This is a genomic window from Flavobacterium frigidum (assembly GCF_048286735.1).
GTDB lineage: Bacteria > Bacteroidota > Bacteroidia > Flavobacteriales > Flavobacteriaceae > Flavobacterium.
In genome coordinates this window covers 28,316-43,588 of record NZ_JBLVPU010000009.1, presented here as the reverse complement: position 1 = coordinate 43,588, position 15,273 = coordinate 28,316, and the positions used below count along the sequence as shown (strand labels likewise).

Here is a 15,273-nt window from a genome sequence, read left to right as displayed (position 1 = left end):
AATCAAAAAAATACAATCTATTCAGGATTCCTCTTTATGAGGAATTGCAGATATCCTAATAAACCGCTCCAAGTTGTTTTCATGATAACAAATATCGGAATTAATATTGAATTACATTACAATTAAAACAAAAACCCAATACTAAACCAGGTATACCCTTTTGCATTTTCTGGGGACCATGAATACTTTATTTCTATAGGCCCAATGATTGTCTCTAAACCATATCCTACAGCATAACCGGAATATTTAGGGATTGAAATCCAATCAACGCGCTCAAAAATACGGTCTCCCACATTTGCAAAATTTGCCGAAAAATTGACATGGTTTTTTTTATAAAACTCATAATCAATGGTTCCGGTTGATTTTATATAACTGTTTGCTGCAATACTTAAATAATCATATCCATAAAAATATTTAAAATTATTGATGAGATTGTAGCCGTAACCCCCTAAAATAAAATTAAAAAATGAAATGCTTTCATTACCAAATGAAAAACCTGCATCGGTATGGAATTTAAAAGTTGCATTTTTAAAAAGTGTTGCTGCAACCCCAATATCTGCTTTTGCTATGGAAAAAGGTTGAAAATTTCCTGTATAATTAGAAGATACCAGATACGACTGAATGTCACCAGAAAAACACCATCCTTTTTTTGGAAAATATTTATTGTCAAAAGAATCATATTTCAAGTAGCCAAAAAGACTGAAATACGTACTGTTATCTATAGTAGGATTTACATTTGACAATGTCTCTGATTTAATTTTTAAATACTTTAATTCAGCTCCTCCACCTATTAAAAACTTATTGACAAACAAAGATTGAAAATACGCTTGATTGGTTAAATCTTGAAAATCTACATTGATGCTATTTATGCCTAATGAACCTAGATCAAGGCTGCTTATTTCTTTGGCTACATTTCTATTGAATTGATTGAACTGGGACTTGAATCCAAAACTCAAATTAAAACCCTGCTCAATATAATAATCCAAATTGTATCTAATATTGTCTCCAAAAACCAAATCGAGAGAAGTTCTGTCGTTTTTAAAAAAAGTTTTCTTGTGGGTTAGGTTAATCAAAACAGCACTCTTGAATAAATTATCATAATGCAACCCAAATTTTAGATACGTTTTTGAGGCATTTTCTGTAAGTGTTAAATTTAAATTATCTTCATTCTTATTTTTATCTAATGAATACGAAATCGAACTAAAATTTTGAGTAGCATTGATGTTATTAATGCCTATAATTAAATCATCATAACAGGTTTTAGTTCCTGGCTTAAATTTTAATTTTCCAATGACATACTCTTTTGTATAATTGTCGAGTTCGTTACTATTGATTTCTCTTATCTGCAAACTGTCTGACTGTAATATTAGTTTTGGTTTTTTGTATGGAGTAGACTTGTCTAGTATTTTTTTTAATTGCTCATAAACGGCAAATGTAGCTTCTTCGCCTTTTCTTATTATTTCTCTTCCTTTATCAAATGAAATCACACCGTACTGCGATATATCTGGTTTGATATAAATGTCGGTATCCAAAATATTGCGTTGCATTCGCTCTATTGAATTGAGATTGTTAATTTGCACCAAAATTTTAGTGGCATCTTTGAGTTGGCTTCTATCCAATAAACCGTCTTGTACATCGACACCAATGATGATATCTGCACCTAATTTTCGCACCTCCTCAATAGGATAATTGTTAATTACACCGCCATCTACCAGTAGTTTACCATCAATTTCTATAGGGCTAAACAACGATGGAAATGCTGAACTTGCAATCATTGCTTGGGCCAAATTTCCTTTATTCAACACCACTTGTTCTCCCGTTTCTATATTTGTTCCGATACATAAAAACGGAATTGGAAGTTTATTAAAATCCTTTATGTGTCTTGAATTTCTGGTGATTCTACTTAACAAATTGTAATTATACATTCCTTTGGATAAGGCTTCTGGAATTCCGATTTTCATTTTATTAAAAGGCAAAACGAGTGCATACAGCTCCTCATTTCTACGTTCGTAAAAATTCTTTGAAGAGCGCGGAATAAAATCGTTTAGCAACTCGTTAAAATTAGTAGCTTGAAATATAGAATCAATTTGACTAGCGTTGTACCCAGATGCGTAAAGCCCACCCACAACGGCACCCATGCTGGTTCCACCTATGTAATCAATCTGGACTCCAGCTTCTTCTAAAACTTTTAAAACGCCAATATGAGCAAATCCTTTTGCACCACCGCCACTTAAGACCAACCCTATTTTAGGTTTTTTTTGTTCTTGTGCCAAGGTGCTTTGCGTAAGAAAGATAAATGAGAATAGATAAACCAGAATAGTAGGAAATAGCACTTTTGAAGATAGTCTAAAGCCCCAGATAGAAGTAAAAAGCCTTGATAGCGACACTTCTATTTTTTCTTGAAAAAAAAGAGCGACCCTAGAAGCTCCTTTTTTTTTAGTAGAAAAAAAGAAGTGTTGCAGAAAGCTTGAAACGCACAGCTGGAATAGGCTCATAAAAAAACTAGTTTGTATTGTAAAATTCGACAATTTTTTTGGCTTTGGAACTACCTATAACGTCCGAAATTTCCTTTTCTGTTGCTAATTTCAATCTTTTAACACTTTTAAAGTGCTGAATCAAAGTAAGCATGGTTTTTTCTCCAATGCCCGGGATAGATTCTATCGAAGAATTAAGCGCCGCTTTGCTCCGCTGATCGCGGTGATGCGTGATCCCAAAACGGTGCGCCTCGTTCCGCAATTGCTGGATGATCTTGAGGGTTTCAGATTTTTTATCTAAATACAGCGGGATTGAATCTCCTGGATAAAAAAGCTCTTCGAGCCTTTTGGCAATACCGATAATGGCTATTTTGCCTCGCAATCCCAATTCATCAATACTTTTTAACGCCGATGATAATTGTCCTTTTCCACCATCGATGATGATTAGATTGGGCAAGGGTTGGTTTTCGTCTAATAATCGTTTGTATCTTCTATAAACTACTTCAGTCATCGAAGCAAAATCATCTGGCCCTTCGACTGTTTTTATATTAAAGTGGCGGTAATCTTTCTTACTTGGTTTTCCATCCTTAAATACCACACAAGCCGCAACAGGATTGGTTCCCTGAATATTCGAGTTATCAAAACACTCAATATGCCTAGGCTCTACGGGCAAACGCAAGTCTTTTTGCATTTGCGCCATAATCCTTTTAGTATGGCGATCTGGATCTACAATTTGCAATTGCTTTAGCTGCTCGATGCGGTAAAACTTAGCGTTACGAACAGACAAATCTAGAATTTGCTTTTTATCTCCCAATTGAGGAACCGTAATTTTTATATTCTCACCCAAGTCTACGTGAAAGGGAACAATTACCTCACGGGAAAGTAATTGAAAACGTTCGCGCAACTCAATAATAGCTAATTCTAGTAATTCCTCATCGGTTTCGTCAAGTTTCTTTTTGATTTCCATAGTGTGGGATCGAATGATGGAACCGTGGGAAATTTGCAAGAAATTGACATAGGCAGCACTTTCATCAGAAACTATCGAAAAGACATCAATATTGGTAATTTTCGGGTTAACAATCGTAGAACGGGACTGGTAATTCTCCAAAATTTCAATTTTCTCTTTGATTTTTTGAGCTTCTTCAAAATGCATGTTCAGTGCCAGATCCGTCATGACACGCTTAAAATCCTTCATGCTTTCTTTGAAATTTCCTTTCAGAATTTCGCGAATAGCATCGACTTGCTTTTGGTAATTTTCTATGGCTTCATGTCCTTCACAAGGCCCCATGCAATTTCCAATATGGTATTCGAGACACACCTTAAATTTTCCACTATCGATGTTGCTCTTACTTAAATCATAGTTGCACGTGCGTAGTGGATACAATTCTTTTATTAATTCTAATATGGTAGAAACCGTCTTAAAACTAGTGTAGGGACCAAAATATTCCGATCCGTCTTTGACCATTCTTCGAGTAGCAAATATCCGTGGAAAAGGTTCTTTCTTGATGCACAACCACGGATAACTCTTGTCGTCGCGTAGCAACACATTATAACGGGGCTGCATGGTTTTTATCAAATTGTTTTCCAATAAAAGCGCATCGGTTTCCGTAGGAACTACAATGTGTTTGATGGTTACAATTTTCTTGACCAATACATTAGTTTTGGCCGTATCGTGAATTTTATTGAAATACGAAGAAACTCTTTTCTTTAAATTCTTAGCCTTTCCTACATACAAAATTTTGCCTTCCTTGTCGTAATATTGGTACACACCAGGATTGTCTGGCAAGGTCTGGATTTGAAGGGCTAAAGCAGTTGGATTCATGAAACAAAGTTAATCTCAAAAATCACGAAATACAAATCAATACTCTCGAATTCTTTGTGATAAATTTTTTCTAGAATTTTAGTTCCTACTACCTTATTATCCTTATTTTTATCTTTTCAAGAACCTATGATAAAAACCAAGAACACACCGATCGTAATTTTCGGCGAAAGCATTATTTCAGGTGAAAGCAAAACCATCAATGTAGAGATTGCGCGACTACACACCACTACAAAATTGAATATACCCGTTATTGTAAGACGATCTAAAATTGATGGTCCGGTGGTGCTTTTTTCAGCAGGAATTCATGGTGATGAAATTAATGGAGTCGAAATTATTCGGCAATTGATCAGCAAGAAAATAAACCGACCAAAAAAAGGAACTATTATTTGTATCCCTATCATCAACGTATATGGATTTGTCAATAAATCTCGAGAATTTCCAGATGGTCGAGACTTGAATCGGGTTTTTCCGGGAAGCAAAACTGGGTCTTTGGCAAGCCGATTTGCCTTTCATATTTTAAGTGAAATTATGCCTATTGTAAATTACGCAGTCGATTTTCATGCCGGCGGTGCCAGCCGTTTTAATGCCCCACAAATAAGAATTTCACCTAGCAATCCAGAGTTAAAACTTTTGGCCGATGTTTTTAATGCGCCATTCACTTTGTATTCTAGAAATATCATAGGCTCTTTTAGGAATTCGAGCGAACGTATGAATGTGAAAATGTTACTTTTTGAAGGCGGTAAATCATTAGACATCAATAATGCAGTTGCTGATGAAGGCGTAAATGGTGCTAAACGAATCCTAGCCCATCTCGAGATGTTAGACCCTAAACACACGATATCTAAACCAAATTCACCATCAATTTATATTGAAAAATCGGGCTGGATTAGAGCCAAATGTTCTGGATTATTGCACGACTATAATACAATTGGTACTTTTGTAAAAAAGGGAACTGTATTAGCAATCATTACCGATCCTTACGGAAAATTTGAACGAAAAGTGAAAGCACCAAATGACGGTTACGTGATCAACGCGAACCATTCCCCAATTGTTTACGAAGGGGATGCTATTTACCACTTATCAAATACTAATGGAGAAGATGAAGAATAAAACTGAATTGCGACAGGAATACAAAAGGTTGCGGCACTTACTTTCTGATACTGATATTGAGGAAAAGAGTTTGGCTGTAGCCAATAAAATACTGACACTTCCTATTTGGGAGAACACTTATTTCCATATTTTCTTGCCTATTACAGAACAAAAAGAGGTAAATACCGAATTTATTTTGCACTTACTATCCGGAAAAGACAAAGAAATTATCGTTTCAAAGGCCGATTTTGAAACCCGAAAAATGACTCATTTTTTATTAACTGATAATACTAAAATTAAGAAAAACGAATACAACATTCCCGAACCTGTAGATGGCATTGAAGTTCCCTCACATAAAATTGATGTAGTTTTTGTACCTCTTTTGGCTTTCGACAAAAAAGGACATCGTGTAGGTTATGGTAAAGGTTTTTATGACATTTTTTTATCCCAATGCAAACCCGATGTGGTAAAAATTGGCCTATCCTTTTTTGAACCTGAGGAATTGATTGATGGTATTTTTGAAGGCGACGTACAATTGGATTATTGCGTTACGCCTGATTCAATTTATAAATTCTAATTATAAGACTTTAAAACTATTAGATTTTTACAAAAATGTTAGTGTAATATTTTTTTCCTGTTGTAGTGTTTTCTCGTACTGCAATTCCAAAATGAGTAAAATCCCCTTCAATTGTTACTTTATGAGTTGGACTATTTAACCAAGCAGTAAGGGCTTCCTGAGCAGTAGCATAATTATACGCGAGATTTTCACTAACACTTTTTGCACCAACTGCTTTTATAATACTCTCTGATCTGGCCACAAACCCATCATGACTAATTGCATTATTAGCAATCATATAATAATTGTGTTCTTCAGCTTTTTTTGAAATATAATTTATTTTTTGCAAAACTTTCAAACCAATACTCACGCGATGTGCATTGATTAATTTCATTTCCTCTAATTCAATTTCATTATAAATGAAGTTCTCATCGAGTAAAGCAGATAATTCTGTATCGGTTCTATTTGTTGAATCTGTAGAGCAACTGTGCAAAGAAATAGCAGTAGTAAATAGGAATAAATAAAATAAACTAAATTTCATAAGGCTTTAATTATGTTGATTTAATTCGGAACACAATTGTACTGTTTGTACTTAACTGCCTCAAAATTAGTATGCAAACATAATAAAAAATCGATTTAAATACCAATTTAATCGATGAATGACCTTTTTTATTTTTAATATAATAAATTTGTCTTTTAATTGCAGTTGAGAAGCACTTTCACTATTTGAAAAACGTGTATGTTTCATTTTAAATTACAATACAATTAATTTGAAGCTATTTGAATTTCCTTATTTAAATTTTAAAGATATAATTACCGGTGTATTAAAAGTGTTGTTGAAATCATATTTCTAAAACTAGATGTGAATTTTATCCGCTTTCATTTTAAATCTGTATTTTTACCAATAAATTTTAGCTAAATCATGCAAATATTCCAAAATTCAAAATCAGTGGTAATCATCTTGGTTTTACTCCTTGCCGTTTCTTTTTCAGGTTGTACTATTCACACTGGAACTAGACAAACTACCTATAAAGCAAAAAAACTTCCTCCAGGTCAAGCCAAAAAAATATATGGTGGGAAAAGCGCTAAACGATACGCACCAGGACAAAATAAATAAGTTTTTAAATGTAAAAGACCTGTTCGTGATTTGAACAGGTCTTTTTTATTAGATAATTACTTTAAATTTATTGTTGATGAAATGCTTTTTTGTTGAAAAAAATCAAGATTCCAACTCCTGTAGATATCGCCATATCGGCAACATTGAAGATGGCATTAAAAAAAGTAAATTCTTTTCCGCCCCAAATAGGCAACCAAGTTGGTAGGGTTCCGTGCCAAAAAGGAAAATAAAGCATGTCGACTACTTTTCCGTGAAACCAAGTCCCGTAAGGCTGATCTGAGAACAAAGTCGCTAATTGTTGCTGACTGTCATTGAAGATAACTCCGTAAAAAACAGAATCAATTATATTCCCAAAAGCACCTACAAGAATCAGCGAAATGGCAACAATTAAATAATCAGAGCTCTTCTTTTTTACTGAATCCCACAACCAATACCCGATTCCGCCAACTGCAGCGATTCTAAAAAGAGTTAAAAATAATTTACCGTACGTCCCAGGAATTTGAACTCCCCAAGCCATTCCTTCATTTTCAATGAACAAAATTTTAAACCATTTAAATACTTCAACTTCTTCCCCTAAAATAAAATTAGTTTTAATATAAATTTTAGAGACTTGGTCAACAAGCAATAAGATAAAAATAAGGAGGTATGCTTTTCGTAATGTCATTATGTAAATTTTAAAAGCGTAAAAATAGGTAAATAAAAAAATAAAATTCCAAATCCCAATAATTTAATAAGCAATTATTGGAATTCGGAATCCTGTATGTGATTTAAAACGTATTAACGCTGTAAATTCTTTGCTTCGATACTCATGGTTGCATGAGGAACGATTTTCAATCTTTCTTTCCCTATTAGTTTACCCGTAACTTTACAAACGCCATACGTTTTGTTTTCAACACGGAAAAGTGCGTTTTTCAAATCTCTGATAAACTTTTCTTGACGAATCGCCAGTTGTGAGTTTGCTTCTTTAGACATGGTTTCACTTCCTTCCTCAAAGGCTTTAAATGTTGGGGAAGTATCATCTGTCCCATTATTTAAGTCATTCATATAAGCACTTTTTATTAAATCTAGATCTAATTGCGCTTTTTGAATTTTATTGAGTATTATTTCCTTGAACTCCGCTAAATCTGCTTCGGAGTATTTTGTAGCTTCATCTACCATTTTATATTATTTTGAAATTAAAATCATTGTTTTTATTTCATCAAATTCAATTTCCGTACCGTTTTCTAGTGCATTAACAAAAACCAAATCACTGGTTAATGTTTCTGATTTAATATACGCTTCGTTTACAAGAATCGCCTCTTCTAAAATTCCATTTCTTTTCAACTGAACTTTAATTTTATCAGTAACTTCAAATCCAGAATCTTTACGGATATTCTGAATTCTGTTTACTAATTCTCTGGCAATTCCCTCTTGTTTTAATGCTGATGAAATCGTAATATCAAGCGCAACCGTTATTCCGTTTGAGTTGGCTACCAACCATCCCTCAATATCTTGTGATGTTATTTCTACATCTTCTAATGTTAAAAGTACGTTATTTCCAGCAATAACTACATTCAAGCTTCCTTCCTTATCTAACTGACTGATTTGCTCTTTTGAAAACCCTTGTATTTCCTTAGAAATCAGACCCATATCTTTTCCAAATCGAGGTCCTAGCGTCTTAAAATTAGGCTTAATTTGTTTCACTAAAACACCTGAAGCATCATCCAAAAGTACGATTTCTTTCACGTTTACCTCTGCTTTTATCAAGTCAGAAATAGCTTCGATTTCAACTCTTTGATTGTCGTCAAGTACTGGAATCATTACCTTTTGCAACGGTTGGCGTACCTTTATCATTTCCTTTTTACGGAGTGATAAAACCAATGATGAAATGGTCTGTGCTTTCTGCATTTTGCTCTCTAGTATTTTATTAACATAGTTTTCAACCGAAATTGGAAACTTCGCCAAATGTACACTGTCAAATTTTTCAGTCTGTGTTGCTACCGTTAAGTCTCTGTAAAGTTTGTCCATGAAGAACGGAGCGATTGGCGCACCAAGTTTACTTATGGTTAACAAACAGGTATATAAAGTTTGGTAAGCCGCGATTTTGTCCTGCGCATATTCTCCTTTCCAGAAGCGTCTTCTACACAAACGAACGTACCAATTGCTTAAATTTTCCTGAACAAATTCAGAGATTGCACGAGCTGCTTTTGTAGGTTCATAATCTGCATAAAAACCATCTACTTCTTTGATCAAGGTGTTCAACTCTGAGATAATCCACTGGTCTATTTCAGGTCTTTCGTTTACTGGAATTTCGGCTTCCTCGTACTTAAAACCATCAATATTGGCATACAAACTAAAGAACGAATACGTGTTGTATAACGTTCCAAAGAATTTTCGGCGCACCTCAGCAATTCCTTCTAAGTCAAATTTCAAGTTGTCCCAAGGATTCGCGTTCGATATCATATACCAGCGCGTTGCATCAGGACCATATTCTTTTAAGGTCTCAAAAGGATCTGCGGCATTCCCTAAACGTTTAGACATTTTTTGTCCGTTTTTGTCTAAAACTAATCCGTTTGAAACTACATTTTTATACGCTACTTTATCAAAAACTAAGGTTCCAATAGCGTGCAAGGTATAAAACCAACCGCGCGTTTGATCGACACCTTCTGCAATAAAGTCAGCTGGAAAATCTTTGTTTTCGTCAATTTTATCTTTGTTTTCAAAAGGATAATGCCATTGTGCATAAGGCATTGAACCAGAATCAAACCAAACATCAATCAAATCAGCTTCACGCTTCATTGGTTTGCCAGAGGCAGAAACCAAGGTGATTTCATCAACAACATTTTTATGCAAATCGACTAAATCGTAATTGGATTCGGTCATATTCCCAATTTCAAAACCTTTAAAAGGATTTTCTTTTTGGAAACCGGCAGCAATAGATTTTTCAATTTCGTTGTATAATTCTTCAACAGAACCAATTAAGATTTCTTCTTGATTGTCTTCGGTTCTCCAGATAGGCAGTGGAATTCCCCAGAATCTGGATCGCGATAAATTCCAGTCATTGGCATTTTTCAACCAATTTCCAAAACGTCCTTCACCAGTCGCTTTTGGCTTCCAGTTGATGGTTTCGTTTAGATCGAACATTCTGTCTTTAACTTCCGAAATTTTTATAAACCACGAATCCAAAGGATAGTATAAAATTGGCTTGTCTGTTCTCCAACAATGCGGGTAACTGTGCACGTATTTTTCTACTTTAAAAGCTTTGTTTTCTTCTTTTAACTGGATAGCGATTTCAACATCTACAGAACGCTCTGGTGCTTCTCCTTCGTTGTAATATTCGTTTTTTACATATTTTCCTGAAAGACCACCAAGTCCTTTAACAAATTTTCCCTGCAAATCCACTAACGGAACCGGAGTTCCATTTTCGTCTAAAACCAACATTGGTGGGATTTCTGGTGTGGCGTCTTTAGCTACTTTCGCATCATCGGCACCAAAAGTTGGCGAAGTATGTACAATTCCTGTTCCATCTTCGGTAGTAACAAAATCTCCTAAAATTACTCTAAAAGCATTTTCAGCATTTTGATAAGGCAATACCAATGGCATTAATTGTTCGTAACGAATATCCACTAAATCAGCTCCTTTGCATTCAGCCAAAACCTGATATGGAATTTTCTTATCACCTTCTTTAAAATTTTCAAAGTCAGCAGGTTCTGTACTTTCAAAGAATCCTTTTCCGAATTGTTTTCCAACTAAATTCTTAGCCAAAATCAATGTTGCCGGACGAAATGTATATTGATTGAACGTTTTTACTAAAGCATATTCAATTTTTGGACCTACAGTCAAAGCCGTATTACTTGGCAATGTCCAAGGCGTTGTGGTCCAAGCTAGGATAAAGATTTCGTCTAAATCCAACGCTTCTAACTTATAATGCAGTAAATTATTTGAACTGATGTAATTGTAAAATTTAGCGAACAACAATTCTTTGTGCGCGTCAATCACTTTAAATTGTGCCACAACCGTCGTATCCGTTACATCTCTATAACTTCCCGGTTGGTTCACTTCGTGTGATGATAAACCCGTTCCTGCTTTTGGAGAATACGGCTGGATGGTGTAGCCTTTGTACATCAAATCCTTGTTGTAGATTTGTTTCAAAATCCACCAAACGGTTTCCATGTATTTGGATTTGTACGTTACATACGGATCTTCCATATCAACCCAGTAGCCCATTTTTTCGGTCAAATCATTCCACACATCGGTATAACGCATCACGGTTTTCTTACACGCTTCGTTGTACTCTTCGATGGTAATCGTTTTTCCTATATCTTCTTTTGTAATTCCTAATTCCTTTTCAGTACCTAATTCTACAGGTAAACCGTGGGTATCCCATCCCGCTTTACGCTTTACTTGAAATCCTTTTTGCGTTTTATATCGGCAAAAAATATCTTTAATGGCACGCGCCATCACATGGTGAATTCCCGGTAATCCATTTGCCGAAGGCGGACCTTCAAAAAATACAAACGGAGTACTTCCTTCGCGAGTAGTTACACTTCTCTCAAATATATTTTCTTTCTTCCAAAAATCTAGTACTTCTGATGCTACAGTTGGCAAGTCAAGTCCTTTGTATTCAGTAAATTTTGTGCTCATTTTATCCTTTTCTTTAATCGAAGTGCGAAAGTAATAAATTAAAGTCGAAAGTTGAAAGTCGTAGGTCGAAAGTTACGCTTTAAGCCAAAATCGACCTATTGGGATTTTGTCAAAGAGACAAAACACATTTATTCATCCCCTTCTAATTCAAAAAAATCATTTACTGGTTTGCCAAACAATTTTGATAATTTTAGGGCTAAAACGGTTGAAGGCACAAATCGATTGGTCTCGATAGAATTGATAGTTTGCCTCGAAACGCCTATTTTTTCAGCCAATTCCTCTTGGGTTACATTCAAAATGGCGCGTTCTACCTTGAGTCTATTCTTCATAATAGGCTTTTTTTAACTTTTTGAAAGTTAGAATTTGCATCATAAGTAAAACTCCCAAAACAGAAACATCTTTACTCCCTTCAATTGTAGGCATATCAGATAATAGTACTTTAATTGTAAAATGCACAAATGGAATTGCTAAATAAAATAGTACTGTTCCCAAAACAGCATAATGGAACGATTGCATACGGATTTTTGCAATTAACTCATCTTCTATTTTTTCTCTTGAAATCGAAATAATAAGTGTTCCAAAAACCATTCCTGACAAAGCTATTCTCTCGAATAAATCGTGATATATATCGTCCAATAGATAGTTTTTACTTGAAGTAACAATTGACAAAATCGAAAGAATAACAATTACCAGCCCAACAATTTTAAACTTATTAGGCAATAAATAACTGGTGAATTTATCAATTTTTGCGATATCGCCTTCTTGTTTCATTTTTGATTCCATATCGTTATTTGTTTAAAGTTTGCTTTCCATAAAGAACAACGAACTAGATTAAAAGACAAATATACTTTACTTTTTGAAATAAAAAAATAAATTTTATGTTATGTTTATCTTTAAGAAAAAACAACCTTAAAATTAATTCATAAAAAAAGAGGACACTACATCCTCTTGATATTCTTTCTTAAAACTTTACGATAACGCAGTAGTTCCAGGTTTTACGCCCTGGAGGACCCCCGCTCGGCGAAGTCTCCCGACTTCGACCTTTTCTTGAATGTTCTTGTCATACGTAAATCTAATAAAAGTCTGCCGACTTTTTCGTAGATGTCTTATTAAATTCAAATCGTTAAGTGATAAATCATAATACTCCATTTTAAATAAAACCCAAAAACTATAAAATAATCCAAACGGTTACTTTGTATTTTTTATCCCTTTTGAAACGCTAATTATTCTAAGGATAGTTATAGTAAAAAGTCCTGAGACTTTTATCACGTTTACGGATGGCAAAACGATTTAAAATGGCGCGAAGTCAGAGAAATTCGCAGCAGCCCGCAGTCTTTAAGTACTTTTTTTTAAGGACACTTCGAGCAGCGGGTGATTCATTTTGTCATAAAACGAATAAAAAAATACAGTTTTGATTTCACAAAACTGTATTTTAGAATAATAGTAATAAAGTACAATGCTAGTAAAATAAAATCTATTTTGACAAAATAATTAATAATAGCAAAAGAACAGAACAAATAATTGCTAAATACAATCTGTTTACGAAAAAGTATGTGCCTTTAATTTTATCATCATTAGTTAATTGTATTGCTTCATACATCATATAAGGTATTAAAAAAGAGATATAAGCTATCTTAATATAAAATGATTTTATATTAAACTCAATTGGAATAAGCCAACTATAAAAAAATAAGGCTGAAAGTATATAAAATAAAATTTTCAATTTTTTTCTCATAATGATTTAGTTTGAACACTCTGCATAATCACGTTTAGCTCTATTAGAGCATACTGCTGCAATTGCGAGTACTCCTACACCACCAACCGCACAAGCTGCAGGAGTGCCAAACCAGCAACCTGATGCTAATATACCCATATTAATTAGTGAATCTTCGGCGCAATCTTCTCTGTCTTGAAGATAACTGTCTCGACATGACATCCTAGCAGTAAGTACCGTAGTGTTTGCAGGAGGAGGTATAAATTTCAATGGGTTATCAATCATGGATAATTTGATTGCATCAGTAATAATAGCTTTTCTTTTTTCGGGTTTCAATAATGCAAATTGTTTATTATTGATAATAAATTCATTAGAGTTTTGATTTATACGTATAATTAAATCATACATTTCTTCATATCTAACCATACCTGTTTGTGCTAAAGCTAATTTAAATTCTTCTTCATTGTGAGAAGCATCTAATTTTGCATAAGGAAAATTATCAAAGTTTAACTTGTTTTCGTTATCAAGGAGGTTGAAAATTTCCTTACTTATGGATACATGTACTTTTGCAAATTTCTTTATATTTACTTCTAAATTTTCAACTTGTTTAGGTTCATTTATATTATCTTTAGTGCAACTGTTGAATGTTAACAAAATCACAAACAGTAACATGGATAAGCTTAAAATTGATTTTTTCATTTTTATAATATTTATTGATAGCTACCCTTATTGATAAACCGAATAGACGATAAGACGAAGATTTGGGTACTTTATAGAGTTAAATTACACTCCGCCTTTTAGCTTAATTATTTATAATCAAAACTTTAATTGTTTACTAATGCTATAATTTCAGTTATATTATAGTTTTAATTAGGTTTTTTTTCGTTCGAGTTCAAAATTTTCTGCCAACTCATAAATAAATGCAGCTTCATTGCACATTTACACCCAAAACAAGGTGCTTTATTTAGCAAACAGCAGCATTTATTTCGGCTAATATACAAACTAATACTACAAAATGAGCTACAAGTTTATTGTTTTTGTACAATTTATCATGTGGTTTTGCGTGAAGGATGGAAGCGGCATCCTTTTATGGAGTTTACGGAATAAAAGATACAGCGGACAGCCTGACCCGTAGTTTTTACGCAGGGGCACGCCCAATATTTAAGAAAAAACTTCTTTTAAAACATCCAGTGATTTTGGTTTTCTAAAGCCGTCCAAGTGAAAACTGTAGTAATCAATCAGTATTCTTAACAGGATTTGCCGTTCTATGACATGAAAGATCTTTTGACTGTTGTCGAACTTTAAATCAATCAGTTTTTTAAACAAATTGCTTTCATGTTCTGTGAGCGAACTAACGGCATGAAAAGGTGTAAAAACACCTTCGATCATTTCAAAAAAAGGCATGTCGACATCAGAAGTATCAGGGTAAAAACCCAAATATTTGGTGGTTTCTAGTAGTAGGATTAGGTGAAAATTAGCTATTTCATCGTGGTTGTCTAGCCAATGTAATGCCGTTTCTAAAAATGTAAAAAGTGATTCGTTTTCTTCCTCTTCATGAATCGAATGATGCAGCATTTCGGAGATAAACATCACCATGGTACTTTTGTAAACATCCGAATGAATGGAATGAAAAGCCGAAGCGATTTTAATCTCTTTGAAATTTTCTAAAGTGCCTTTGTTTTTGTGAACGGCTTCGATTTCGAGAATGGTTAAGGGTTGAAAATAAGCGATTTTTTGATTCGATTTCCTTCCTGAAAAAGCATCCCGAACAAAATACGATTTCAAGCCATGAGACAGCGTAAAACATTTTACAATCAAGCTTTTTTCTTGAAATTTTAAAGAGGAAAGGACGATGGCTTTTGTTTTTACGAGCATTTT

13 protein-coding genes are annotated in these 15,273 nt (G+C 34.0%); 3 read left to right on the top strand and 10 right to left on the bottom strand.

What is annotated here, in order from left to right; all coding sequences use genetic code 11:
• Positions 1-122 precede the first annotated feature (122 nt).
• Together ACNQGO_RS07135 and uvrC are read right to left on the bottom strand one after the other, a co-directional pair.
• A complete protein-coding gene (locus ACNQGO_RS07135; RefSeq protein ID WP_417984819.1) occupies positions 123-2,495 on the bottom strand; it encodes a patatin-like phospholipase family protein in 2,373 nt (790 codons plus the stop codon).
• A 7-nt stretch (positions 2,496-2,502) separates the two neighbouring features.
• Positions 2,503-4,296 carry an excinuclease ABC subunit UvrC gene (gene uvrC / locus ACNQGO_RS07130; protein WP_417984818.1) on the bottom strand — a complete coding sequence of 598 codons (1,794 nt, stop codon included), beginning with the start codon at positions 4,294-4,296 and terminating at the stop codon, positions 2,503-2,505.
• A 126-nt stretch (positions 4,297-4,422) separates the two neighbouring features.
• Here uvrC and ACNQGO_RS07125 point away from each other — a divergent pair, with 126 nt between their 5' ends.
• Both ACNQGO_RS07125 and ACNQGO_RS07120 read left to right on the top strand, forming a co-directional pair.
• Positions 4,423-5,406, top strand: coding sequence for a succinylglutamate desuccinylase/aspartoacylase family protein (locus ACNQGO_RS07125; protein ID WP_417984817.1), 984 nt, complete (start codon positions 4,423-4,425; stop codon positions 5,404-5,406).
• On the top strand, positions 5,396-5,962 hold the full coding sequence (locus ACNQGO_RS07120) for a 5-formyltetrahydrofolate cyclo-ligase (RefSeq protein WP_417984816.1): 567 nt from the start codon (positions 5,396-5,398) through the stop codon (positions 5,960-5,962). Before ACNQGO_RS07125 ends, ACNQGO_RS07120 begins: the two co-directional genes overlap by 11 nt.
• 19 nt (positions 5,963-5,981) lie before the next feature.
• On the opposite strand, the gene ACNQGO_RS07115 is transcribed toward ACNQGO_RS07120, so the two are convergent.
• Entirely contained in the window at positions 5,982-6,482 is a 501-nt protein-coding gene (locus ACNQGO_RS07115) for a CAP domain-containing protein (protein ID WP_417984815.1), read from the bottom strand.
• Positions 6,483-6,863: 381 nt separating this feature from the next.
• On the opposite strand from ACNQGO_RS07115, the gene ACNQGO_RS07110 reads away from it, so the two are divergent.
• Positions 6,864-7,058: a hypothetical protein gene (locus ACNQGO_RS07110; RefSeq protein ID WP_417945397.1), complete on the top strand. Its 195-nt coding sequence runs from the start codon at positions 6,864-6,866 to the stop codon at positions 7,056-7,058.
• A 67-nt stretch (positions 7,059-7,125) separates the two neighbouring features.
• Here the strand turns inward: ACNQGO_RS07110 and ACNQGO_RS07105 are convergent, their stop codons facing one another.
• The 7 genes from ACNQGO_RS07105 to recO form a co-directional block, all read right to left on the bottom strand.
• Complete coding sequence (locus tag ACNQGO_RS07105; RefSeq protein WP_417984814.1) at positions 7,126-7,722, bottom strand: lipoprotein signal peptidase; 597 nt, start codon at positions 7,720-7,722, stop codon at positions 7,126-7,128.
• Between the two features lie 113 nt (positions 7,723-7,835).
• Complete coding sequence (locus ACNQGO_RS07100) at positions 7,836-8,216, bottom strand: TraR/DksA family transcriptional regulator (RefSeq protein WP_099714108.1); 381 nt, start codon at positions 8,214-8,216, stop codon at positions 7,836-7,838.
• 6 nt (positions 8,217-8,222) lie between these two features.
• Positions 8,223-11,681 carry an isoleucine--tRNA ligase gene (gene ileS, locus ACNQGO_RS07095; RefSeq protein WP_417984813.1) on the bottom strand — a complete coding sequence of 1,153 codons (3,459 nt, stop codon included), beginning with the start codon at positions 11,679-11,681 and terminating at the stop codon, positions 8,223-8,225.
• Between the two features lie 128 nt (positions 11,682-11,809).
• Complete coding sequence (locus ACNQGO_RS07090) at positions 11,810-12,010, bottom strand: helix-turn-helix transcriptional regulator (RefSeq protein ID WP_309755511.1); 201 nt, start codon at positions 12,008-12,010, stop codon at positions 11,810-11,812.
• Positions 12,000-12,464, bottom strand: coding sequence for a hypothetical protein (locus ACNQGO_RS07085; RefSeq protein WP_417984812.1), 465 nt, complete (start codon positions 12,462-12,464; stop codon positions 12,000-12,002). Before ACNQGO_RS07085 ends, ACNQGO_RS07090 begins: the two co-directional genes overlap by 11 nt.
• 958 nt (positions 12,465-13,422) lie before the next feature.
• On the bottom strand, positions 13,423-14,094 hold the full coding sequence (locus tag ACNQGO_RS07080) for a hypothetical protein (protein WP_417947871.1): 672 nt from the start codon (positions 14,092-14,094) through the stop codon (positions 13,423-13,425).
• 462 nt (positions 14,095-14,556) lie between these two features.
• Positions 14,557-15,270, bottom strand: a complete 714-nt coding sequence (recO, locus tag ACNQGO_RS07075) for a DNA repair protein RecO (RefSeq protein WP_417984811.1) — start codon at positions 15,268-15,270, stop codon at positions 14,557-14,559.
• Positions 15,271-15,273 lie beyond the last annotated feature (3 nt).